This window comes from Pseudomonas sp. Z3-8 (genome assembly GCF_051131975.1).
Taxonomy (GTDB): domain Bacteria; phylum Pseudomonadota; class Gammaproteobacteria; order Pseudomonadales; family Pseudomonadaceae; genus Aquipseudomonas.
This window is the reverse complement of sequence record NZ_CP071643.1, coordinates 47,476-70,323: the sequence shown is the minus strand read 5'-3', so window position 1 is coordinate 70,323 and position 22,848 is coordinate 47,476. Positions and strand designations below refer to the sequence as shown.

General features: G+C 59.4%; 17 protein-coding genes and 1 pseudogene. 7 read left to right on the top strand and 11 right to left on the bottom strand.

Going from position 1 to position 22,848, the window contains the following annotated elements; genetic code table 11:
- The first annotated feature begins 10 nt into the window (after positions 1-10).
- A complete protein-coding gene (oadA, locus tag J3P94_RS00315; RefSeq protein WP_434570619.1) occupies positions 11-1,819 on the top strand; it encodes a sodium-extruding oxaloacetate decarboxylase subunit alpha in 1,809 nt (602 codons plus the stop codon).
- A 63-nt stretch (positions 1,820-1,882) separates the two neighbouring features.
- Here oadA and J3P94_RS00310 read toward each other — a convergent pair whose 3' ends face one another.
- Positions 1,883-4,069: an autotransporter outer membrane beta-barrel domain-containing protein gene (locus J3P94_RS00310; protein WP_434570617.1), complete on the bottom strand. Its 2,187-nt coding sequence runs from the start codon at positions 4,067-4,069 to the stop codon at positions 1,883-1,885.
- Between the two features lie 394 nt (positions 4,070-4,463).
- Here J3P94_RS00310 and J3P94_RS00305 point away from each other — a divergent pair, with 394 nt between their 5' ends.
- From J3P94_RS00305 to J3P94_RS00295, 3 genes are all read left to right on the top strand, one after another.
- Positions 4,464-4,769, top strand: a complete 306-nt coding sequence (locus J3P94_RS00305) for a hypothetical protein (RefSeq protein ID WP_434570615.1) — start codon at positions 4,464-4,466, stop codon at positions 4,767-4,769.
- A gap of 239 nt (positions 4,770-5,008) precedes the next feature.
- Entirely contained in the window at positions 5,009-6,784 is a 1,776-nt protein-coding gene (locus J3P94_RS00300) for an HsdM family class I SAM-dependent methyltransferase (RefSeq protein ID WP_434570614.1), read from the top strand.
- 9 nt (positions 6,785-6,793) lie between these two features.
- The gene (locus J3P94_RS00295; RefSeq protein WP_434570612.1) at positions 6,794-7,888 is read left to right on the top strand and encodes a BsuBI/PstI family type II restriction endonuclease; all 1,095 of its coding nucleotides are present in this window, start codon (positions 6,794-6,796) and stop codon (positions 7,886-7,888) included.
- Positions 7,889-7,950: 62 nt separating this feature from the next.
- Here J3P94_RS00295 and J3P94_RS00290 read toward each other — a convergent pair whose 3' ends face one another.
- Positions 7,951-8,787: an amino acid ABC transporter permease gene (locus tag J3P94_RS00290; RefSeq protein WP_434570611.1), complete on the bottom strand. Its 837-nt coding sequence runs from the start codon at positions 8,785-8,787 to the stop codon at positions 7,951-7,953.
- On the bottom strand, positions 8,784-9,605 hold the full coding sequence (locus tag J3P94_RS00285) for an ABC transporter substrate-binding protein (RefSeq protein WP_434570609.1): 822 nt from the start codon (positions 9,603-9,605) through the stop codon (positions 8,784-8,786). Before J3P94_RS00285 ends, J3P94_RS00290 begins: the two co-directional genes overlap by 4 nt.
- Before the next feature lie 113 nt (positions 9,606-9,718).
- On the opposite strand from J3P94_RS00285, the gene J3P94_RS00280 reads away from it, so the two are divergent.
- On the top strand, positions 9,719-10,618 hold the full coding sequence (locus J3P94_RS00280) for a homocysteine S-methyltransferase family protein (protein ID WP_434570608.1): 900 nt from the start codon (positions 9,719-9,721) through the stop codon (positions 10,616-10,618).
- An 82-nt stretch (positions 10,619-10,700) separates the two neighbouring features.
- Here the strand turns inward: J3P94_RS00280 and J3P94_RS00275 are convergent, their stop codons facing one another.
- Genes J3P94_RS00275 through J3P94_RS00265 form a run of 3 tightly spaced genes read right to left on the bottom strand, consistent with a single transcriptional unit; the run spans position 10,701 to position 12,473 of the window.
- A complete protein-coding gene (locus J3P94_RS00275; RefSeq protein ID WP_434570607.1) occupies positions 10,701-11,372 on the bottom strand; it encodes a GNAT family N-acetyltransferase in 672 nt (223 codons plus the stop codon).
- Between the two features lie 10 nt (positions 11,373-11,382).
- The gene (locus tag J3P94_RS00270; protein WP_434570605.1) at positions 11,383-11,829 is read right to left on the bottom strand and encodes a GNAT family N-acetyltransferase; all 447 of its coding nucleotides are present in this window, start codon (positions 11,827-11,829) and stop codon (positions 11,383-11,385) included.
- A gap of 2 nt (positions 11,830-11,831) precedes the next feature.
- On the bottom strand, positions 11,832-12,473 hold the full coding sequence (locus J3P94_RS00265) for an FMN-binding negative transcriptional regulator (protein WP_434570603.1): 642 nt from the start codon (positions 12,471-12,473) through the stop codon (positions 11,832-11,834).
- Between the two features lie 101 nt (positions 12,474-12,574).
- Between J3P94_RS00265 and J3P94_RS00260 the strand changes: the two genes are divergently transcribed.
- A complete protein-coding gene (locus J3P94_RS00260; protein WP_434570601.1) occupies positions 12,575-14,125 on the top strand; it encodes a PLP-dependent aminotransferase family protein in 1,551 nt (516 codons plus the stop codon).
- 57 nt (positions 14,126-14,182) lie between these two features.
- On the opposite strand, the gene J3P94_RS00255 is transcribed toward J3P94_RS00260, so the two are convergent.
- The 5 genes and pseudogenes from J3P94_RS00255 to J3P94_RS00235 form a co-directional block, all read right to left on the bottom strand.
- Complete coding sequence (locus tag J3P94_RS00255; RefSeq protein ID WP_434570599.1) at positions 14,183-15,283, bottom strand: polyamine ABC transporter substrate-binding protein; 1,101 nt, start codon at positions 15,281-15,283, stop codon at positions 14,183-14,185.
- A gap of 11 nt (positions 15,284-15,294) precedes the next feature.
- Positions 15,295-16,326, bottom strand: coding sequence for a histone deacetylase family protein (locus J3P94_RS00250; protein ID WP_434570598.1), 1,032 nt, complete (start codon positions 16,324-16,326; stop codon positions 15,295-15,297).
- Between the two features lie 325 nt (positions 16,327-16,651).
- Positions 16,652-17,644 (bottom strand): AraC family transcriptional regulator, encoded by a 993-nt coding sequence (locus J3P94_RS00245; RefSeq protein ID WP_434570596.1) that lies wholly within the window; start codon positions 17,642-17,644, stop codon positions 16,652-16,654.
- A gap of 178 nt (positions 17,645-17,822) precedes the next feature.
- The gene (locus J3P94_RS00240; protein WP_434570594.1) at positions 17,823-18,623 is read right to left on the bottom strand and encodes a hypothetical protein; all 801 of its coding nucleotides are present in this window, start codon (positions 18,621-18,623) and stop codon (positions 17,823-17,825) included.
- A gap of 146 nt (positions 18,624-18,769) precedes the next feature.
- Positions 18,770-19,054 (bottom strand): annotated as a pseudogene (locus tag J3P94_RS00235) (asparaginase); the annotation flags it as partial.
- Positions 19,055-19,190: 136 nt separating this feature from the next.
- Here J3P94_RS00235 and J3P94_RS00230 point away from each other — a divergent pair.
- The gene (locus tag J3P94_RS00230) at positions 19,191-22,799 is read left to right on the top strand and encodes a dermonecrotic toxin domain-containing protein (RefSeq protein WP_434570592.1); all 3,609 of its coding nucleotides are present in this window, start codon (positions 19,191-19,193) and stop codon (positions 22,797-22,799) included.
- The last annotated feature ends 49 nt before the right edge of the window (positions 22,800-22,848 follow it).

The following is a 22,848-nucleotide window of genomic DNA, read 5'->3' as shown; positions in this document are numbered from 1 at the left end:
AATCATGACAATGTCCAAGAAGATCCACGTTACCGACACAATCCTGCGCGACGCCCACCAATCGCTGCTCGCCACCCGCATGCGTACCGAAGACATGCTGCCGATCTGCGACAAGCTCGACAAAGTCGGCTACTGGTCGCTGGAAGTCTGGGGCGGCGCCACCTTCGACGCCTGCGTGCGCTTCCTGAAAGAAGATCCGTGGGAGCGTCTGCGCCAACTGCGCGCAGCGCTGCCCAACACTCGCTTGCAGATGCTGCTGCGGGGCCAGAACCTGCTCGGCTATCGCCATTACAGCGATGATGTGGTCAAGGCGTTCGTCGCCAAGGCCGCGGTCAATGGTATCGACGTGTTCCGTATCTTCGATGCGATGAACGACGTGCGTAACCTGCGCGTCGCCATCGAAGCGGTGAAGGCTGCCGGCAAGCATGCCCAAGGCACCATCGCCTACACCACCAGCCCGGTGCACACCATCGAAGCCTTTGTGGCCCAGGCCAAGCAGATGGAGGCCATGGGGTGCGACTCGGTGGCGATCAAGGACATGGCCGGCCTGCTGACTCCTTATGCCACTGGCGAACTGGTCAAGGCGCTGAAGGCCGAGCAATCGTTGCCGGTATTCATCCACTCCCATGACACCGCCGGCCTCGCCGCGATGTGCCAGCTCAAGGCTGTCGAGAACGGCGCCGACCACATCGATACGGCCATTTCCAGCTTCGCCTGGGGCACCAGCCATCCGGGTACCGAATCGATGGTGGCCGCTCTCAAGGGCAGCGAGTTCGACACCGGCCTGGACCTGGAGCTGTTGCAGGAAATCGGCCTGTATTTCTACGCCGTGCGCAAGAAGTACCACCAGTTCGAAAGCGAGTTCACCGCGGTGGATACCCGCGTCCAGGTCAACCAGGTACCAGGCGGAATGATTTCCAACCTGGCCAACCAGTTGAAAGAGCAGGGTGCACTGAACCGCATGAACGAAGTGTTGGCGGAGATTCCGCGAGTGCGCGAAGACCTCGGCTTCCCGCCGCTGGTAACCCCGACCTCACAGATCGTCGGCACCCAGGCATTCTTCAACGTGTTGGCCGGTGAGCGCTACAAGACCATCACCAACGAGGTGAAGCTCTATCTGCAAGGCGGCTACGGCAAGGCGCCAGGTGCGGTGAACGAGAAGCTGCGCCGCCAAGCCATCGGTAGTGAAGACGTGATCGACGTCCGTCCCGCCGACCTGCTCAAGCCGGAGATGACCCGGCTGCGTGGCGAAATCGGCGCCTTGGCCAAGTCCGAGGAAGACGTGCTGACCTATGCGATGTTCCCGGACATCGGTCGCAAGTTTCTCGAGGAGCGCGAAGCCGGCACCTTGACCCCGGAAGTGCTGTTGCCTATCCCCGAAGCGGGCAGTGTGAGCTCTGCCGGCGGCGAGGGTGTGCCGACCGAGTTCGTCATTGATGTCCACGGCGAAACCTACCGCGTCGACATTACCGGCGTTGGCGTCAAGGCCGAGGGCAAGCGTCATTTCTATCTGTCCATTGACGGCATGCCGGAAGAGGTCGTGTTCGAACCGCTCAACGAATTTGTCGGCGGCGGCAGCAGCAAGCGCAAGCAAGCCACTGCGCCAGGCCACGTCAGCACCACCATGCCGGGCAACATCGTCGATGTGCTGGTCAAGGAGGGCGATGTGGTGAAAGCCGGCCAAGCCGTGTTGATTACCGAAGCCATGAAAATGGAGACCGAAGTCCAGGCAGCCATACCGGGCAAGGTCACGGCCATTCATGTTGCCAAGGGCGACCGGGTCAATCCGGGCGAGATCCTGGTCGAAATCGAAGGCTGATCCAAACAGCCTCGATGCAACGTTTTACCTCGGGGGAGCAGGTGCTCCCCTTTTTTTTGCCCGTCAGAACGCCATCCGCCACTGTCCCACCAGCGCACCGTTGCGGTTGTCCTGGCCGGTTTCACCGCTGTAGCTCAATCCAAAGGTGTGCCGGGGCGAAATGGCCAGGTCCAGACCCGCTTGCAGCAGAACGCTGTCGCGGTCCAGCTCAACCCCTTCGATCGTATAGGTGCCGCCGCCGCTAACCAGACGTTGGTGGGATGTGCCCCTTACGTTGCCGTACAAGTGTTTCCAGCCGACATCCAGCCGCGGTGTCAATCGCATGCCTCGGTCGAAAACCAAAGGGCGGGCGAGGCGCAGGCCGAGGTCGCTGCTGTAGTGTTCTTGTGCCTGGCCGTTGTACTGCAATGCGGCGTCTCCACCTTTTTCGGTATAGGCATCGCGTCGATAGCGCTGGTAACCCACTTGGACATAGGGTTCGATATCGAAATGTCCAACATCCAGGTTGTAGCCCACTTGCCCGAAGACCTGCTGTGTCGTGGCATCGTAACGACCCTTCAAGTGATCCCTGAATCCGTTGAAGGCAACGTGGCGCTTGGTGCTGCCGTCATGACTGCCATAAACAACGCCCAGGCGCAGCGCCAGCGGACCGTCCTGGCGTAAGGCGTATGCGCCGGCGAGCCAACTGTCCAAGGCGCCGTCGAATTGATAGCTGTCCAGTCGTGTCTGGGTCTTGCCGCCGATGATGCCCAGCCGCCAATTGGAGCTGACAGCCCAGTCGGTTCCCAGCATTAGGCCCTTGGTCGAGTGCTTGAGGGCATAGCTGCCCAGTTCCTTGGCGAGGCTACCGCTGTTGCCGATGGCCTGGACCCAGACTTGGCCGTTGGCATGTTCGCCCACCGGATTGTTCCGGCCCATGGCGGAAAGCATTCCCGAGCTGATCGGTGCGACGCTGCTCAGGGTGGCGTTGCCCAGGTCTGCGGTGTCGTAGCCGCCGAGTTGGTCGATGGCATCGGCGGCTGTGGTCTTGTTAGTACCGAGCAATGCGCTAATTGCGGCGTTGGGTTTGGGGGCAGGCTTTATGGCTTGCAACTTGGCGACGGACTTGGGCGGGGCGCTGGCAATGATTTTTGGTGGTTCGGTGGATGTTGATGTTGGGCTGCTGGTTTGCGAATCGACGGCAGGAGAAGGCGCAGCCACTAAGGTACTGGACAGTTCCGGTTTCGGTGTTTTTGGTGGTTGTTGCTCTTCGATAGATTCCATCAAGTTGCGACCGTTGGAAGAGGTGGCTGCGTCTCCCAGCGGAACGTTGTTGCGCTCAAAGACCAGCCCTACCTGTTTCTCTACCGTGTAGTCAGGTGTCGCTGTCAGAAAGGCAAGTTCACTGTCGATCTTTCCGAATTTCCCCTCGATCTTGCCCGCATCAATCACGACGCGCCTGTGCGTATCGGTGTATTCGCCAGGTACGGCGGGGATTTTCAATGTTGCATTGCCCAGCGTCGCGGTACCGCCAACCTTGATCGTGGCGCTGCCTTTCTCCGCGTCGATTCCGTAAACCAACGTCGCGCTCTTGGAGAGTTTGAGGTCGTTGGTAACCGAAGGAGCGCCAATGTCTGGACCGACCTTCATCAAGCCCGTTACATCCAGCGCATCGACCCTCCCGTTGCCGCTGAACGTGGCGTTTCTTCCAACGAACACGGGACCGGCCACGGTACCCCGGTTATCGAATATACCAAGCACGTGCACCGCACTCGCAATCTGACCGGTGTTGGTCAGCTTGGCCTTCGAGTCGACCAGGCTTGCACCGTTGAAAGCGACGCCGTTGGACCATTCGCCTTGCTTGAGATGCAGATCGTTAACGTTACTTATTTGATTGATCACGCCTCCCTTGGCGATATCCAATTGCAGGACATTAGTCCCGCCGCCTCCGTCAGTAAGCCCGAAAAGTTCGCCTTGCTTGCTGACAATCACCAAGTCGTCGCTGTCGCCCAGCGATAGGGGCGCTTCCTGAGCTTCGGTGACCCTCTCGGTCTTTATATCCGGCGCCGCCGCGAACGCCTTGAGCCTCGCCTGCATCTTGGCGGTTGTTTCAACGGGGCGGGCTTCCCCGACAACTGACTGAGCCATTGAAACCTCGGCACAGCCAAGCGCCAAGGTTATTGCCAGTGCGAGGTGTTGGGGCAGGAATACATGTTGGGTAGGCATTGAGTACGACCTCTCATGAATGAGGTCGAACTTTAAAAATTTCATCCCGGGTCGCGATGCCAGCCTTCTCCTAGCCGCTGGCGAGACATAGCGATGGAGCTTGTAGGCTGCCCACGCTGTGATCACAGCATCACCGCGCCGGCCTCCGTGGCTCGAAGCATTGCCCTACAGCATACCCAGACCTTTCTGCGTGGCTGAATTCCGAGATCTGTGTGTCAAATATCGAATCTGTAAACCCGTTCCGGGTTTCGCGTAGGATCGCTCCGAGATCAAGAAACCCGGTTTTTTGTCATTAGGGCCTCGCCTATAGTTCTCTCGTCATCGACAAATCGGTGACCGATCTTAGCCGGTCGAACAAGAGTGCACGAGCGCCCCCAACGGCGGCGCTTTTTGCTGCCTCCGCGAACGGCGGTAGCTCCTAACTCAAGAGAGCAACCCGATGATCAAGTTCCATCCCCTTCAAGCAAATACCAGCGCCGGAGCCACACTTTTTATCGACACGGAAGCCGGCGCCTCCGATCTCTTGGAAACTGCTGCGCATCGCATCAAAGTGGCTCGAGATTTACTCAACAGCGTTTCCTGTCTATGCATGAAAAACGCCGAAGGCTATGACCTGGAGCACTTCACCAGCGCCGCGCATCTGCTGTTGCAGGACGGTTGCGATGCGTTGGAGGTGTTGGGATGGCGTGTCGATGGAGAGGGTGATCTCCAGGCGCAAGCTAGTAGCAATCCGCCTTCAAACTAGACAGGTTCTGTCAGCTCAACCGTTTAGCCGATGAATTAGCATTGTTATGATGAGGCTGTATATTCATACAGCTTTATCGATTTTTGAGCTGGTGGCTGGGTTTGCCGAGCCGATTGCTAATTGTTGATTACCTTTTTTTAACGCAACATCGCGTAAGGGCGATAGCCGGGGCGTCTAGACCTTCAAAGCAAGGTAGAATCGCGACCCGCTATGGGGGGTGTATGGCAAAAGAGGCGCAAATGACATTTGCTGAGCTGGACGTTCCATTTGCTTTGAAGGCGCCGGTTCAGTCGTTGGTTACCGCCAGGGCTACGGCTCGTGCGTTGGCTGCCGGGTTCCCTATAGACAAACAGTTGAGCTTGGCAAGAGCATTTGGCGTTCGGCTAATTGAAGCTTGGTGGCGCGGCCTCAACCAGGATGAAATCGCTCCTCAGGAGCTTCGTGCACCGATTGCCGAATTTGAAACCTCAACACTTTCAGACGCCGCCAGCTTGCTTGCCGAGCAGATCGGTACGGCAGCCGCAGAATTCGACGCGGAGACGGCTGCCTATCAGATAGGGCTTACTTACACCAGTATGCTGCCCGTGGAGCATCGTGGAGAGTATGGGATTTTCTATACGCCTCCAGCTCTAACCGCGCGGCTTATCGATCAGGCCACGTCAGCGAATGTTGATTGGGCGAAATGTCGTGTTCTGGATCCGGCGTGTGGCGGTGGTGCGTTTCTCGCACCCATTGCGCAGCGAATTATGAAGGAGCTTGCACAATGCAGCCCGAGACTGCTGCTGCAAAGTATCGGTAACCGGCTGCACGGCTTTGAAATAGATCCGTTCGGAGCCTGGCTCAGCCAAGTTACTTTGGACGCAGTATTGCTGCCCATCAGTCGCCCGTCGGGTCTGCGCTTACCTGTCATGATCACGGTTTGTGATTCGTTGCGGAATAATCCGACTAAAGACGGATTCGATTTGGTCATCGGTAATCCGCCGTATGGCAAAGCCAAGCTCGATCTCGAAACGCGCGAGTTGTATAAGCGTTCTCTATACGGTCATGCCAATCTCTACGGACTGTTTACTGACTTCGCCATTCGCCAAACCAAACCGGGTGGGCTGATAGCTTTTGTGACCCCTACTTCTTTTTTGGCGGGGGGGTATTTCAAAAATCTGCGTGCGCTGATTGGCCAAGAAGCACCTCCGATTTCCATAGATTTCGTTGCGGCCCGTAAAGGCGTTTTTGATGATGTTCTTCAAGAAATGGCTCTCACCACTTACCGTAAGGCTGGCGAAGCCGTTCCGGTTGTGGTCTCTGAAATAATATCTGCGGACGGTGTGACTGAAATTAGAGAGACGGGGTCAATCGTCCTGCCAAAAGACCGCACTTTGCCTTGGCTGCTACCTCGGAATCCCAACCAAACGAAACTTGTGAAAAGGCTTTCTGAGATGCCACATCGTCTTGTTGACTGGGGATACAGAGTCAGTACGGGGCCGTTGGTCTGGAACCGTCATAAATCGCAACTGACCTACCAAGCTGGTAGCAGTCGGCTACCACTTATTTGGGCTGAAGCAATTACAGCCGACGGGGAGTTTGTTTTTCGAGCGGAGAAGAAAAACCATGCTCCCTATTTCGAACTGGCGCCCTCTGATCAATGGCTGGTCACGACCCAGCCCTGTGTGCTTTTACAGCGCACCACTGCCAAAGAGCAGAGCCGTCGTCTTATCGCAGCCGCGTTACCAACAGATTTCCTTCAGTCGCATGGGGGGGTGGTGATAGAGAACCATATCAACATGGTCAGACCCATCACAGACGTTCCCAAAGTTAATACTGCCGTGCTTGCTGCTTTTTTGAATAGCGGGGCGGCTGACCGTGCGTTTCGTTGCGTCAGTGGTTCTGTAGCAGTTTCAGCCTATGAGCTTGAATCCTTGCCTTTACCCGATCCTGCGGCCTTGAAGGAGCTAGCAAGGTTGGTTGAAGCTGACGCTTCAAAAGAGTCCATCGAAGCAGCTTGTTCCAAACTTTTCTAAGGAAGAAATGTGCTACCACCTCATGTTTCGCGATCGTTGATATCCGAAAGGCTGCCTCTGATTTTTCCAGAGGGAACGCCTAACCGTTCTTACTGCATACGCGAGCTGGCTGCGAGCACAGTTTTTGCGATGCTTTATATCGGCGCAGTCGAAGGTGCGGATGTCTGGCTTGGGCCGGTGCATGTATATCGAATGACAGATACGCAGGCTGAAGATTGCTGTGAGAACGCTCGCTTAACTTACCGGACCAATTTGCGGAAAAAGGCCTTTCAGGTTCCAGGCGTTCGTTGGTATGCAGATAATACCCGTGAGCCTATTCGCGACGAAACATTGAGAGAGGGTTTGTTGGTTGTGGGGGCCGTGCTTGAGCGGCCGGATATACCTACGACATCGGGGCTGCCTCGTTATGCACTTAAGGCGGACCTTGCGGCTCTTTTCGACCCTGACCTAGTAGGTGAGGACTTGTCTGCTGCCATCTTAGCCTGGCAGGAAAAACATTTGTCGCGTAGTGCGAGAGCTCGTGTGTCCCTTATGCGAGCAGGTACGGCAGGAAGAGATGGTGTTTTAGTATCTTTTCCCAGTGGTGACACCCGTCGGCTCGTTCCGGGGCCTAGCTCAGACATATCGAAGGCAGTTGTGGAGGTTTTTGCTGTCAAATTCTTGGAACAGCCAGGTGTTATCTGGCTGAGTGAATCAGGTAACAAGGTTGCTCATCCCGATCTTCAGCTGGCTTCAAACATTGGGCTGGATATTGAGGCGCAGAAAAATCTTCCTGATCTGATTCTGGTAGATCTCGGTCCTATCGAGCCATTAATCGTCTTTGTCGAGGTCGTTGCAACCGATGGAGCTATTACCCCGCGCAGGCAAGAGGCGTTGTACGCGATAACAGATAGAGGGGGCTTCAGTCGCTCACAGGTCGCTTTTGTAACGGCTTACGCAGACAGGGAGGCAGCTGGATTCAAGAAAACCATCACGGGTTTGGCTTGGGGGACTTTTGCTTGGTTTATGTCTGAGCCTGATAACTTGGTGCTTCTTCAGAATGGTGTGCGTCGGCTCGCAAGCCTCAACGTATTTATTGAGGCGAAAGCCCCGTTGGACCCCTAATTCCTGAGTCCGAAGGGCGAGTTTGATATCCATTGTTTGATTGTTGCTGTCTTATACCCACGTCAACTGCGCTTGAGATAAGCCTTCCCATAATGCCGCTCCATCCGCGCCTGAATCAGCTCCAGCGCAATGGACATCAACCAATAGATAACCGCCGCCGTAGTCAGCATCTCGATATACCGATAGCTGGAACGACCATAGGACTGCGCCAGAAACATCACCTCCCAGACCCCCATCACCGAGATCAGCGAAGAGTCCTTGAGCATCGAGATAAACTGGTTGGTGGTCGGCGGGATGATGGTACGCATGGCCTGGGGCAGGGTGACGCGCCAGAAAATCACGGTTTCACCCATGCCCAGGGCGAGGGAAGCTTCCCGTTGGCCGTGAGGCACGCCGAGAATCCCGGCACGGAAGATTTCGCTCAAGTAGGCGCCGTAGTTGAGTGACAGGGCGATGATCCCCGCAGCGATGGCGCCCGGAACCACGCCCAGTTGCGGCAGGCCCAGGTAGATCAGCAGGATCTGGATCAGCAGCGGCGTCCCACGGAAGAACGACGCGTAGAAGCTGGCGATGCCGAACGCCACCGCACTGCTGGACAAGCGCGCCAGCGCGGTGATGAAACCCAGCAGTGACGAGGCGACGATGGAGCACAGGCACAAGAACAGTGTCAGCACTGCGCCCTGGAGAAAGCCGTTGGGCGCCAGGTGCACGCCCAGCAGGTTCGGCAGTTTGTCGAGGATGATCGAGAACTTCAGGTCGAAACTCAGGAAGAAACTGGCGAACAGCACCAGCATCGCGGCCCAGGTCAGATACAGCCGTGTGCGAAAACCGAAGATTTTTTGCAGGCGCGACTCAGCCACCGGTGGAGGCGGCTGGATAGGGGGTGGAAAAGAACTCATTGGCTGATGTCGGCACCGATCCATTTTTGCGAGAGCTTGCTCAGGGTGCCGTCCTGCTTCAGTTGGGCAAAGACTTCACGCACCTTGCTGTTCCACTCGGCGTCGCCTTTCTCGATGGCAACCGAATTAGGCTCTGAATACAGTGGCTCGCCCGCCAGTTTGAAGCGCTTGTCTTCGGTCAGGCGTGGCTGCGCGGTCACCAGGTTGGTCAGCACCGCATCCAGCCGAACCCCGGCGCCGAGGCCCAGGTCCTGGAACGCCACGTTGTCGGTATCGTATGGCGCGATTTGCACATCCTCGAACGGGTAGCTCAACTGGGTATCCTCGGCGCCTTCGATCACCAGGTTCTTGTTCAGGTAGCTTTCGTAGCTGGAGGCGCTGGTGAGGCCGACTTTCTTGCCGCTCAGGTCCTTGGCGCCATGGATGCTGTCGTCCTTGGCGTTGACCACGATCACCGCTGGCGAGGCGTAGTACCGCACCGGAAAATCGAACACTTCGGCGCGGGCCTTGCTCGGTGTCATCGAGCAGATGCAGATGTCGTAGCGGCCACTCCAATGGCCGGCCGCGATCACATCCCACGAGGGCGTTTCCAAGCGCAGCTTGACCCCAAGCTTTTGCGCGACGGCCTTGGCGACGTCCACGTCGAAACCGTCAAGCTGGTTCTGGTCATTGAGAAAAGAGAAGGGCGGGTAGCTTTCCATCAACACGCCGACCAGTTCTTTTTTCTGCTCAATACGGTCCAGCGTGGTGCCGGCAAGGATCGATGAGGAAGCGGCCAGCAGCGTCAAGCCCAGGGCAAGCGGTAAAGGTAATTTCACGATAAATCCCAGGCTGAAAAATAGGTTGTGATTGGCGGAAGAGTGCGCATTAAATAGTTATAAGAACGACTCCGATAGTGAGTATTTTTCATAAGCTTATGAGTGAATCGCATATGGCCGCAGCAAGGACAACTATTCTCGACGGCGGCATGGGCCGTGAGCTACAACGCCGTGGTGCGCCGTTTAGACAGCCCGAGTGGTCGGCCCTGGCCCTGAGCGAAGCGCCCCAGGCTGTGGAGGCGGTGCATGCGGCTTATATCGTCAGCGGCGCCGATGTGATTACCAGCAACAGCTACGCCGTGGTGCCCTTTCATATCGGTGAGGCGCGCTTTGCCGAGGAAGGCCAGGCGTTGGCGGCATTGGCGGGGGAATTGGCCAGGCGGGCGGTGCAGGCTTCAGGCAAAGCGGTGCGGGTGGCCGGATCGCTCCCTCCGCTGTTTGGTTCCTACCGTCCCGATCTGTTCGACGCCTCCCGCGCCAGCGAACTGCTGGCGCCATTGGTTGCTGGCCTGACATCTCATGTCGACCTGTGGCTGGCCGAGACCCAGAGTTCGACCGTCGAGGCGCGGGCCATTCATGCCGGGCTGCCGAAGGATGGCAAGCCGTTCTGGCTGTCGTTTACCTTGAAAGACGAAGACACCGATGAAGTGCCGCGCCTGCGCTCCGGCGAGCCGGTGGCGGACGCCGCGGCAGTGGCGGCGGAGCTGGGGGTCGAGACGCTGCTGTTCAATTGCAGCCAGCCCGAGGTGATTGGCGCAGCGATCGACGCGGCGCGCGAAACCTTCGAGCGCCTGGGCGTTAAAATCCACATCGGTGCCTACGCCAACGCCTTCCCACCGCAGCCCAAGGAAGCGACAGCCAATGACGGGTTGGACCCGCTGCGCGAAGACCTCGATCCGCCGGGCTATCTGCGGTGGGCGGCGGACTGGCGCAAGCGTGGGGCCAGTCACTTGGGCGGCTGTTGCGGCATCGGGCCGGAGCACATTGCGGTGTTGGCACAGCAACTGCGCTGACCCTGGTTGCGAGCCCCGTGGCGAGGAAGCAAGCGCCCTCGCCACGAAGGCATCGCATACGCTGCGTGGTTCGCGCCGAGGGTCAGGCTCGGCACTGTGCGAGACTGCGCACCTGGCCATCCGCGCTCTGGTTTTCCTCACTCAGCCAGCGCTCGAAGGCTGCCCCGATCACTGGCCATTCCGAGTCCAGCATCGAATACCACGCGGTGTCGCGGTTCTGCCCCTTGACCACCATATGCTGGCGAAATACGCCTTCAAATGTGAACCCCAGCCGCTCGGCGGCATACCGGGAACGAGCGTTGGCGTTGTTGCATTTCCATTCCAGGCGCCGATAGCCCAGGGCGAAACACTCTTTCGCCAGCAGGTAGACCGCCTCGGTACTTTTCGGCGAGCGCTGCATCGGCGCGCCGAAGGTGACATGGCCAATCTCGATACGGCCTTGCGCCGGCACGATGGACATGAGGCTGAGAATACCTTGCACGTCGCCACTGGCGCGGTCGATCACGCTGAAGAAATACGGATCGATGTTGGCCGCATGGTTGTTCAGCCAGGTATCGAACCCGCTGCGCTCCTTGAACGGGCCGTAGGGCAGGTAATCCCAGAGCTTCGGGTCGGCGCCGGGCCCTTCGAGGGCTTGCCACAATCCGTCGGCGTGACGCGTCGGGTCGAGTTTTTCCAGGCGGATGAAGCGTCCTTCGAGCAAGCGCGTAAACGGCGCCGGGACACCTTTCCAATCAGCGAGCGAAGTGGACATGCTGCGTTCCTTAGAGGGCTTTGCGAAATTGAATGAAGCCAGGGCGTTCGGCAATCCGCTCGTAGAGCTGGATCGCGGTCGCGTTGGTCTCGTGGGTCAGCCAGTGCACTTTGCAACATCCGTCCGCCTTGGCGGTGGCGTAGACAAATTCGATGAGTTGGCGACCTGCGCCCTTGCCTCGGCAGTGTTCTGCCACCAGCAGATCCTGAAGATAGCAGGAGTTCTCCACGCTCCAGTTGGAACGGTGGTAGATGAAATGCACCAGGCCCACCGCCGTGTCGCCATCCCAGGCGAGCGCGCCATGGGTGGGCTCACGGTCGTCGAGCAAGCGTTGCCAGGTGCTCTGGCTTACCGCGTCTGGCAGTTCGGTGTTGTAGAACCGCAGGTAGGCCTGCCATAGCGGCAGCCAGGCAGCGTGGTCGGCGGCGGTGACAAGGCGGATCTCGAGCTGGCTCATGTTCACTCCTGAGGCGATTGTTCAGGCATCAGGCGTGCGAGTGCCTGATCCTGCGGGTCGGGGCTCGCGGCGAGCCCGTTGCGAACCCCGGCGGCATCCGCGGGGCTGCGGTTCTGACTGAGCTTGCGCTTGCCTTCCAGACGCTGGATGGGCAGCGCGAAGCCGACGATGGCCTTGAGCATGCTGTCGATATATTCCGCCGGGGCGTCGTCGATTTTCCATGGCTGGGCCCGACCGCTTTCATGGCGGTGGGTGAGTTCGCCGACCAGGTTGCGCAGCCGTTGAGGATCGCTGAACACCTCGGCGTTGCCATAGGCGTGGACGGCAAGGTAATTCCAGGTGGGCACGACCTTGCCGTGCTCGGCCTTGCCGGGGTAGAACCCCGGACTGACATAAGCGTCGGCGCCTGAAAATACCACCAGCGCTTCGGCACCGGCTTCCAGGTCACGCCACTGCGGATTGGCGCGAGCCATGTGCCCATGGAGGGTTCCGTTCGGTCCCTGTCGTGTGTCCAGCAACAGCGGCAGATGGCTGGCCTGCAAGCCGTGTTCGCCGTGGGTAACCAATACGGCGAGGCGACAGTCATCCATCATGCGATGCAAGTGAGGCAGGTCTTCCACAGCAAAGGCTTTTGGGTTGTACATGGAAATTTTTCCTTGGCGATTGGCATCATCGTAGGCAGGCTATTGGTCTGTTGTAAGAGCCACTTCCGGCCAATTCGACAGGTCCATTTGCAGGTGCAGTCATGCCCGATGCCGTACCGCCATTGTCTTTTAATCCCGCCGGCATCGAGCTGGACCGCCGCCATGGGCTCAGTCGCCAGCTCTATCAGGCGTTGCGTGCGCGAGTACTGGACGGACGCCTGGCCAGCGGCACGCGGTTGCCGGCCAGCCGCGACCTGGCGGCGGCGTTGTCGATTTCCCGCAACAGCGTGGTACGTGCCTACGACCAGCTGTATGCCGAAGGCTTCATAGAAGGGCGAGTGGGCGACGGCACCTACGTGGCGAAACTTTCACCGCTGGCATTGCCGTCTGGAAAATTATCCACAAAACCATCCACAGGGTTTCCAACAGGCTTACCCACAGCCTTATCCACAATTCAGCTTGATTCACCTGTGTTTCCATCCAGCAAAGTTATCCACAGCAACGCGCTCGAACGGGTCGAAAAGCATCATTTGGCCCAGCCCCCGAGCGGACCGCCAAGAGCGTTTCGGGTCGGCGTCCCGGCGTTCGATCTGTTTCCTTTCGACGTGTGGGCCAAGCTGAACGCGGCGTTCTGGCGAAAACCGGACCTGCAGCAGTTGTGCTACGGCGATGCCCAAGGCGATGCGCGCCTGCGCGGCCTGGTCGCGGCCTACCTGCGTAGTTCACGGGGTTTGCACTGCTCGGCTGAGCAAATTGTGATCACCAGCGGCGCGCAACAGGCGATCAGCCTTTGTGCACAGTTGCTGGTGGACCCTGGCGACATCGTTGCGGTGGAAAATCCCGGCTATCGCGCCGCGGGGCATGCGTTTGCCGTGGCCGGTGGCGATGTGCGGGGCGTGCCGGTGGACAGCGACGGGCTCGATTGTGCAGCGCTGGCTGCACTGGACCACTGTCGGCTGGCTTACGTGACGCCATCCCATCAATATCCGACCGGAGTCGTCATGAGCCTGGCGCGGCGGCTTGAACTGCTGGCCTGGGCCGGGCGCAACGATGGCTGGATCGTCGAGGACGACTATGACGGTGAGTACCGCTACAGCGGCGCGCCGCTGGCGCCCTTGGCTGCGTTGGATCGCGGAGGCCGCGTCCTGTATGTCGGGACGTTTGGCAAGGTTGCGTTCCCGGCGTTGCGCCTGGGTTACCTGGTGTTGCCGCCCGGCCTGGTCGATGCCTTCGCCCGCCGTCGGGCGGTGGATGTGCGCCATTCTGAAGTCAGCACTCAAGCGGTGATGGCCGAGTTCATGGCCGCTGGACATTTCCAGCGGCACATCAGGCGTATGCGTCGGGCCGCTCTGGCCCGCCGCGATGCGCTTCTGGCGGGCTGGCCGGAGGCTGTCGCAGGCGTTGGCGCGATGCCCACCGTGGTCGCCGGGCTGCACGTCACGGTTCCAGTGCAGAGCATCGAGCGCGAGCGCGAGCTGGTTGCCCAGGCCGCCGGCGTGGGCATCGAAATCAACGGATTGAGCAGTTATTGGCTGCCCGCCACGGCGCCGTCCCAAATCCGTGCAGGCATGGTGCTGGGGTTCGCCGCCGTGCCGCCTGCGGCGATAGACACTGCGCTGGCAAGCTTGGCAAAAGCCTGGGGAATCCGTTGATACGGAGCCGGGCGCGCGCCCCCGGCCCTGGAGTTCATACCGAGGCTGCAGCCTGCGTCACTGGCCGGATTTAATCCGCGTCCAGGCCCTCGTCCGTGCCCGCTCGGCATCCCTCGGCAAGGGTTGCAACGTGTACAGCGTCGTCATTGCCGCCTCGGTCGGGTACAGGTTCGGATTGTTGCGGATCGCCGGATCGACCATGTCGGTGGCGTCCTTGTTCGGGTTCGGGTAGCCGACAAAGTCACTGACGGGCGCGATCACCTTCGGCTGCAACAGATAGTCGATGAAGGCGTAGGCGTCGTCCGGGTTCTTCGCGCCCTTGGGAATGGCCAGCATGTCGAACCAGATCGGCGCGCCTTCCTTGGGCAGGCGCATGTCCACGGTCACGCCGTTCTTGGCCTCCTTGGCGCGGTTGGCGGCCTGGGAGAAGCTGCCGGAGTAGCCGACCGCTACGCAGATGTCGCCGTTGGCGATGTCGGCCATGTATTTGGATGAGTGAAAATAGGTGATGTGCGGCCGGATCTTCATCAGCAGCGCTTCGGCCTTGGCATAGTCCGCCGGTTTTTTGCTGTTGGGATCCAGGCCCAGGTGCTGCAGGGCCAAGGGCAGGATTTCCGAAGGCGAATCGAGCAGGGCCACGCCGCACTGCTTGAGCTTGCTGATGTTTTCTTCCTTGAAGATCAGGTCCCAACTGTCCACCGGCGCATTGTCGCCCAGCGCGGCCTTGACTTTGGCCGGGTTGAAGCCGATCAGGATGGTGCCGTACATGTAGGGCACCGCAAATTTGTTGCCCGGATCGTTGGCTTCGATCAGCTTCATCAGCTTGGGATCGAGGTGGTTCCAGTTCGGCAATTTGCTGCGGTCCAGGGGCTGGAATACGCCGGCCTCGATCTGCTTGGCCAGGAACACATTGGACGGCACCACCACGTCGTAGCCGGCGTTACCGGTGAGCAGCTTGGCCTCCAGGGCTTCGTTGGTGTCGAAGATGTCGTAGACCAGTTTGACCTGGCTGTGCTGCGCCTTGAAATCTTCAAGGGCCTTGGGCGTGATGTAGTCGAACCAGTTATAGACACGCAGGGTGCGCTCCTCGGCCTGGACCGCGCCGCACAGCAGCGTGGCGCAGAGGGCTGGAGCCATCAGACGCTTGAGTCTTTTCATGCTGATATTCCTCATTGGGCGCTTTGAAAACCTTCGAGAACGTTCACCGCATTGATGCCGATTTCTTCCACCGCATAACCCCCTTCCATCACGAACAGCGTCGGTTTGCCGAGCGCCGCGATGCGTTTGCCCATCGCCAGGTAATCCGGACTGTCGAGCTTGAATTGAGAGATCGGGTCGTCCTTGAAGGTGTCCACGCCCAGGGAGACGACGATGACATCGGCGTCATAGTCCAGGACCTCGCCGCAGGCCTGTTCGAGGGCGGCGCTCCAGCTGTCCCAGCCGGAACCGGCGGGCAGTGGGTAGTTGAAATTGAATCCCGTGCCGGTACCTTCGCCGCGCTCGTCGGCGTAGCCCAGGAAGAACGGGAATTCGGCTTCGGGATGGCCATGGATCGAGGCGAACAACACATCGCTGCGTTGGTAGAAAATCGATTGAGTGCCGTTGCCATGGTGGTAGTCGACATCGAGGATCGCGACCTTCCGGTGGCCCTGGTCAAGGAAAGCCTGGGCGGCGATCGCCGCGTTGTTGAGGTAGCAATAACCGCCCATCAAGTCGCTGGCGGCGTGGTGCCCCGGTGGCCGACACAACGCGAAGGCACTGCGGGCACCGCGCTGGATTTCGGCTTGGGCGGTGAGGGCGACCTGGGCTGCGCTGTAGGCGGCCTGCCAGGTGCCGGCGGTAATCGGGGCGCCGCCGTCGAAACTGTAATAGCCGAGTTGACCGTGCAGGCTCGTCGGGATAACGGTACGCAGGGTGCGCGCCGGCCAGGTATAGGGCAGCAGGTCGCCGTCGCGGTTGAATTCGCTCCAGCGGTTCCAGGCACCCTCGAAGAATTCAAGGTATTGCGGACTGTGGATGCGCTGGATCGGCGCCAGGCCGAAATCCCGTGGCGCCTCCACCGGCCCTAACGCCCGGGCCTTGACCCGCTCCAATACATGATCGGCGCGGGAGGGCATTTCGAAGCAGGGCATCAGCTGCCCGTCCATCAACTCGCAACGTCCATGGTGCAGGTGGTGATCGTCGGAATAGATCGTCAGCATTCTTGTTCTCCGCAGGGGCTGATCCGGTATCCACAGTCTTGCGGCGCGCCGCGTTTGGGAAAACGGCAGGAGAGGCCAAAAGGGGATCGAAATGGCCAAAATAGTTGACCGTAAATCGCCCCTTGTTGGCGCGGGCATGCGCCGGTTCGGGGCAACACCGATATCCAGGCCTCCCCTTATGTCCCGTGGCGAGGGAGCTTGCTCCCGCTGGGTGGCGAAGCCGCCCCAAACGCTTGACGCATCTTCTACAGATAAACCGCGTTATCCGATTTACGACGGCTGCGCCGCCGAGCGGGAGCAAGCTCCCTCGCCACGGGGGCTGCGTTCATGGCCTGAACTGACTCGGCGCCACGCCGCTCCAGCGTACGAATGCGTGGCGGAAGCTGGCTGTTTCGCTGAAACCGAGCATTTCGGCGATCCGGTAGATCGGCAATTGATCTTCACCGAGCATCTGCTTGGCCCGTTCGAAGCGCAGTTCATCGAGCAATTCCTGGTAGCTGCAGCCCAGGTCCTTGAGATGCCGGCGCAGGGTGCGCGCCGAGCAGTTCATCTGTTCGGCCAAGCCTTCCAGGCCTGGCGGGGCATCCAGTTGTGCGGCGAGCGAGTGGCGGATGCGTCCCAGCCAGGCCTGCCTGCCAGTGAACTCGGTGTTCTGGCGGCGGCAGCGTTCGGCCATGGCGTGATGAGTGATGGGGTCAGCCAGTGGCAAGGGCTGCGCGAGCCAGTGACGATCGAAGGCGAACGCGTTGTCGATACTGTCAAAACGCACAGGGCACTCGAACAGGGCCTCATAACGTGCCTGATAATCCGGTGCCGAGTGTTCGAAACGTGTCGCCCGCAAGGGGAGCGCATGACCGAGCAGGTCGTTGCAGATGACCCTCAGCGAGACCATGCAGAACTCGGCATTGAACACCGCCAGGGCCGGGTTTTCCCGATAGTCGCTGGCGCTGAGCCAGATGTGCTCGCCGTCGTCTTCCAGTGTCAGCTCAAAGAGTGTTCCCAATAACGCCGGGTAACGCAGCGCCAGGCGTAAAGCGTCACCTAAGGTGGCGCTGGTGAGCAGGGCATAGCCGAGCATGCCGTAGGACGAAACGTGCATGTTGCGGCCCAATTCCAGGCCTATGTCACGTTTGAGCGCCACGGCGTTGGCGCAGACCTGCATCTCCTGGTTGGTGGTGATGCGTGTGTCCGCCCGGCTCAGGTCCGCCAGGCTGATGCCGCTGCCGGCCAACAGCGCTTCACTGGGCAAGCCTCCGTTCTTGAACGCGTTGAGCACCAGGGAGACCGCATTGAGCGTGGTGAGGTGGGAATGCAGCATGGTCCGTTTCCAGCCGGGGGAGGCTGGAAATGGGGGCAAGTTATGTGCCGGATGGTGCTTGCCAGGATGTGGCGATTGGGTGTGCTTGAAATGGCCAGAGGCACCAAGTCGGATCAATCACCCCCCGCAAGAGAGCACTCGCCACAACGATCAGACAATCCCTGAGCGAGCAATAGTTCTAGTTAATGAAGCTGAACTCATGGCCACCGACCCCATAAGTTTGAGCTTCAGGGTCATGGGGAGCAAAATCGACAGCCACCGTGCATCGACCTATCGCCTCGGCGGGGTAGCCGGTATAGGCCTGTACAGGAATACGGAACTGATACGGCGAATCTGGTGATGCCGGGACACTCTGTAACTGGCTGTAGAGGGTAATCACTTCACCACTTTCCAGCCGTATGGATACTACCCAAAGGCACAGCACAACGCTCGGATACTCCAGGTTCTCGATAACCGCTTCATCAACATTCAGCCCATTTGGATAGTCGGATGCCTTAATAGTTGAGTTGTTCAGCCCCTCCACGACAGGAGGGGTATAAGCGATGGGAGAGGTGACCCTGGCAAACAATTCCTCGGAACCTACCGGCTCCCCATCAGGCAGCTCGATGAAGTAGCGTAAAGCCAGTTCTTTACCCGCAAAAAGCTTGAGCTGATTTTGCGGCACTTCGATGATAATTGTTTCCGGCGGGTTGATTGGCAGGCTTTCAGAAGCGAAGCCAACGCTGCCGTCGAGTGCCCGGACCTTGATGGATACGGTGGCAGCCTCCGGCAGGTCGGCTGTAGGGATGTGCACATAGACATGGATATGAGAGGAGGCCAATTCCACGGGAATGATGATTCCCTGCGTTTCATGGGGAATGAATGGAAAACCGTTGCGATAGAGGACCGGTGCCACCAGTTGCTCTTGAGAAACCGAAGTGATCGAGGATTGTTGAAAGCCTTCGAACGCCGGCTTGCTTGGGAATGCATGCGTTTTCATATGAGCTCCGAGATCGATATCGACCCGCGCCCGTTCATGTGACGCGGATCTACCGGAACTCACGTTAAGCGTGAGGGACGGGGCCAGCTACTGTCAGAACTGATAGTTGACCAAGCAGCCCCCATGCGCTGGGCCAAGCAAGTGGGTCAGGCCAGCTCCCCACAAAGATCCAGCTCAACCAGCCGCCGAACCTCATCCACCGGCAACCCGGCACCGATCAAGGCCTGCAACTTGCCGAACGCGGCCTCGCGGGTCATGCCGCCGCCGGACAACACGCCGACGCCGCGCAAGCGACTGCCGGCTTCGTAGACGTCCAGCTCGACGCCGCCTTCATGGCATTGAGTGACCGCCACGACCACCACGCCGTTGTCCCGCGCCCGTTCCAGGCTGGCGAGGAAGGCCGGGTTGTCGCTCGGACCGGTGCCGCTGCCGGCCAGCAATGCATCACGGGGCAGGTCGTCGTGCTTGAAAGCGTCGAGCACCAGGGAGACAGCGTTGAGGGTGGTGAGGTGGGAATGCAGCATGGTTCGTTTCCAGCCTGGGGAGACCAGATATCGAGCAAGTTGCATGCCGCCTGTTTTACGGGAGGAGCCGGAAATCGCCAGCAACAAAAGCGATAACCAGATACCGCACGTCGTAGACGAGCGTTGCCTAGCATGGCGCAACTACGGTTCCGGCCCGGCAATGGGCCTTTCATTCCACTTGCATAGGGAAATGCCCATGTCTGTTTCTAATGCGATCCCTTCCCCCAGCCTTCAGTGGCCTGCTACCGATGTCGATTCGTTGGTCTTGAGTCTTCACGGGGCATTCACCTTGCGCCCGACATTGAGGGAGGTCGCACAGCGCACCCTCCAGGAGGTGTTCGACGACCGTTATCCCGCGCTGGACATATCGGTCGCCGACGCCGTGCTGGTTGAACCCCGATGGCACCTGATGGAAGGGCAAAACCTTTTCGACGGGTACATCCGTCATCCATTGACCGATCTGTTGCTCGAGTGTTGTCGCAGCGGGACCGCCAGGGCCTTGAAGCCGGAGAGCTTCCTTTCGAAATCCGCGAGTGCGGACCACCCGGAAAACGTAGGGATTCCCCTGGCCGACATTCAACAGATACTCGGGCAGTGGGGTCCACTGTTGCTGGAGTGCTATCAACAACGTCTGGTGGACTTCTGGAGCCAGCCGCAAGGGAGCAGCGTCAGCGTCTGGCGACAGGTCTCCGATCTGCTCCGGACACAATTGCAACAGGCTTCTGCGGGGTTGGAGAGCGAAGAATATGCGACCGTCCAGGCCGTCCTCGATTTCCCCGACAATGGACAGCGCCAAGATGTGCTGGGAAATACCGCGACTCAAGCCTTCATTACCCATGTCCATGGCACCGACCCTGACACCCACCGAGCCGACGATGTTCTGGTTCTGTCGATGACACGTAACGTGGACGGACGCGAGATTGCGTTGCTGTTCACCCTGTCGGGCGGGGTCGAGGTGTTCAGCTCGGAGTCTGCGATGGAGGAATCCTGGTTCGGCCGGCGCTCGCCTTACTGGGAATTGAGCAATTACATTCCAGAGCATGACATCTTCGATGCATTGACCTTATGCCTGCTGGAGGGACAGCTACAAAAGATTGCGACGATCGAAGCTTCCGGCTTTACCGAATCGAAGGGTTTTGAACGTAGAGTGGCGCAGCTTTCCAGCCTGAGCCTCCTGCTGGGTGCATTGCGTTCAGGGCATGAAGCCAGGCGGTCGACATTGCTCGACTTACTCCCACCCTGGCTCAAGCAGGCCTCGTCGGCGGACCGTGCCACCTACAGCCGACTGCTGTCATCGTTGGCGACGCTGCACCGCAAGGGTACCTCATTCATGCGGGGAATCCCGACCATCGGCGAGTTCGCCGAGCAGGCCCTCAAGGCAGAAATGCTCAAGGACGACCGCGCACGTGCTGACATGTGCATCAGCGAAATAAAGGTGACGTTGCAGCGGATGACGGACACTGTGTTCGAGATCGTTGATCCGCCTTATCCTCCCTCTCGCTATGTAACAGAAACCCAGACGTTTCCCCAGATGGCGATGGCAAACCTCGGTGCATTCCCTCTCGCGCCAATGCACCACATTACCTACCGGGACGGCGAGCCACCGACCTGGTTGACCTATGATTATCTGCGAGCGTTGACTACACGAGCCGATATCGGCAAGCACTATCCCGAACTGCTCCGGTACAAGCTGCTGGACGAGCGGGAAGCCGTCAGCAGGCAAAGGGACTTTTGCAACAGCCTGGGCGTCTTGCTGCCGCTACTGGCGTTGGAACTGAAAATCAAGAACAGCCTGACGGACCTGGCTTATCGCTACGTTGTCGCCGCGCTGCAACCGGACGTCCTCGGTCGCCGGGTCGAGGGACAGGACATCGTCGTCAGGCCGTTGGGCTTCCTGACGGATGCCGATGCGACACCGGATGGGGTGATGAACATGTTCGTGATCGGTCCGGCGAACGTCGCGATGGGGCCATGCATCCTTTATCGGCCTGCCTCTACCGCGCCCCTGATGGAGTTTTCCTCGCGGATGTCACTTTTTGCAGCGATCAAGGAGCAGGGGCAATTGCAGGACAGCGTCCTCGCCGGGCTGTCGGTCTCTGTACGCGCCATCTATGCCAATGGCGGTTTTGATGAGCCTCACACAACCCGGGTTATCTTCTCCGATTTTGATGTGATCCTTGCTCCAGAGCCGGCCCGGCTCAACGGCATACCACTGCGCGATGAGGTTGCCACGGCGCTTTACAGGGCCTGCGCCCAGGCCTTGATCGAGCGGGCCAAAGAGGCTTCGGTGTCTGACGTCCAGGAGCGTTGGGAGCGTTTCAGGCAATTCGCCTGGGGCACGTTCAACCTGTTGCTGCCGCTGCTCGACGGCCCGCTGGCGCTGGTCGGTCTGTTGGTCCAGCTTACCGCCAGCCTCGATGAACTGGTCGAAAGCCAGAGCTGGGAGAACCACAGCAGCGAAAACCAGAGCAGCGAAAACCGCTCCCAGGCGCTGGCCGACGTATTGATCGGCCTGGCGTTGGCACTCGTGCAAGGGGGAAGGCAACTGAGCGACCTTTCCCGCCTCGATGAGTTGCAAGTGGCTGGTGGTGAAACCAGCGTTCCACGTGCCTTGATCGACACTGCGATCCACACGTCATCGACATCCTCCGTTTCCGCTCGCCCGTCCGCAGCGAAAGCTAGGCTGTTCTACGGATGGTCGAGCCCGCCTGGCCGGTTTTCCGCCAGGGAGCTGGTCCGGCTCGACACGTTCAAGCTGGAGGCGTTTTCCGCAGTGCAAGGTTATGTGGCCTCGGGTGAATATCGCGGGCTCTACCAGCTGGGTAGCGAGTGGTATGCCAGTGTGGAAGGGGACTGGTACCGAGTGTCACCCAGGGAGGAGGGCGTGGTGATTATCGACACGGCTCATCCGGCGCGAACCGGCCCCTGGCTCGAAAACGACGGGCAGGGTCGGTGGTGTTTTAGCTACGGCCCGCGCTTGTTGGGCGGGGCTGGAGGGCTGAGCGCCAGTGCCAGAAAGAAACTCAAGGGATTGGAAAAAAAGGCGCGGGAACTGCTTGCTACGCTCAGCCAAAGCCAGGCCGAGGCCCGGCGGCTGAGCACCGGAAATAGTCCTTCGATCGATGTGCAAGACATGTTCTTGAACAAGGCCGGTGAGTTGGATCGCCATGCTCTGGACATGGCGCAGTTGACCCAGCCGCTTGGCGAGCAGGCGCCGCAGGTGTTGATCGAGCAATTGCGGGCCGGAGCCAGGCAACTTCGGGCGCTGGGGCGAACGACCCGTATTGCCATGCTCAAGTCGAGACGCCCGGATGTCGGCGCGGTGGACTATCTGTTGCAGGAGCGGCAGGTCAGCATCCGCAGGCTCGGCGAGCGATTGGACTGTTCCGGCGGCAAAGGCCGCGATTTCCTGCAGGAGTACGAGATTCGCGACACGGTTAACAACCGCGTGCTGTGGTACGCGCACTTCCATTACCCGAAACAGGACACTGCGCCGCAGGATTTTTCCAAGGCCCATCTGAAGACCGCAGCGCAGCGTAGGCAAGGCGTTGCCTTTCAGGTCTCCCAGCAGCAAGCCGGGCAATCGGTGGAAAGGATTTGGCGTAGCGATATCGGGCGACAGGCGGCCTCCAGATTGTTCCTGTCGGCTTGATCCATCGAACCGCTGAGGTATTTATGGTTCTTCATAAGAGCTCCGAGAT

Coding starts and splice junctions, on each gene's coding strand:
- J3P94_RS00265 (WP_434570603.1), bottom strand. CDS start 12,473: ATGTACAACCCAAAAGCCTTTGCTGTGGAAGACCTGCCTCACTTGCAT.
- J3P94_RS00260 (WP_434570601.1), top strand. CDS start 12,575: ATGCCCGATGCCGTACCGCCATTGTCTTTTAATCCCGCCGGCATCGAG.
- J3P94_RS00310 (WP_434570617.1), bottom strand. CDS start 4,069: ATGAAATTTTTAAAGTTCGACCTCATTCATGAGAGGTCGTACTCAATG.
- J3P94_RS00270 (WP_434570605.1), bottom strand. CDS start 11,829: ATGAGCCAGCTCGAGATCCGCCTTGTCACCGCCGCCGACCACGCTGCC.
- oadA (WP_434570619.1), top strand. CDS start 11: ATGTCCAAGAAGATCCACGTTACCGACACAATCCTGCGCGACGCCCAC.
- J3P94_RS00300 (WP_434570614.1), top strand. CDS start 5,009: ATGACATTTGCTGAGCTGGACGTTCCATTTGCTTTGAAGGCGCCGGTT.
- J3P94_RS00230 (WP_434570592.1), top strand. CDS start 19,191: ATGCCGCCTGTTTTACGGGAGGAGCCGGAAATCGCCAGCAACAAAAGC.
- J3P94_RS00255 (WP_434570599.1), bottom strand. CDS start 15,283: ATGAAAAGACTCAAGCGTCTGATGGCTCCAGCCCTCTGCGCCACGCTG.
- J3P94_RS00250 (WP_434570598.1), bottom strand. CDS start 16,326: ATGCTGACGATCTATTCCGACGATCACCACCTGCACCATGGACGTTGC.
- J3P94_RS00290 (WP_434570611.1), bottom strand. CDS start 8,787: ATGAGTTCTTTTCCACCCCCTATCCAGCCGCCTCCACCGGTGGCTGAG.
- J3P94_RS00240 (WP_434570594.1), bottom strand. CDS start 18,623: ATGAAAACGCATGCATTCCCAAGCAAGCCGGCGTTCGAAGGCTTTCAA.
- J3P94_RS00305 (WP_434570615.1), top strand. CDS start 4,464: ATGATCAAGTTCCATCCCCTTCAAGCAAATACCAGCGCCGGAGCCACA.
- J3P94_RS00245 (WP_434570596.1), bottom strand. CDS start 17,644: ATGCTGCATTCCCACCTCACCACGCTCAATGCGGTCTCCCTGGTGCTC.
- J3P94_RS00280 (WP_434570608.1), top strand. CDS start 9,719: ATGGCCGCAGCAAGGACAACTATTCTCGACGGCGGCATGGGCCGTGAG.
- J3P94_RS00275 (WP_434570607.1), bottom strand. CDS start 11,372: ATGTCCACTTCGCTCGCTGATTGGAAAGGTGTCCCGGCGCCGTTTACG.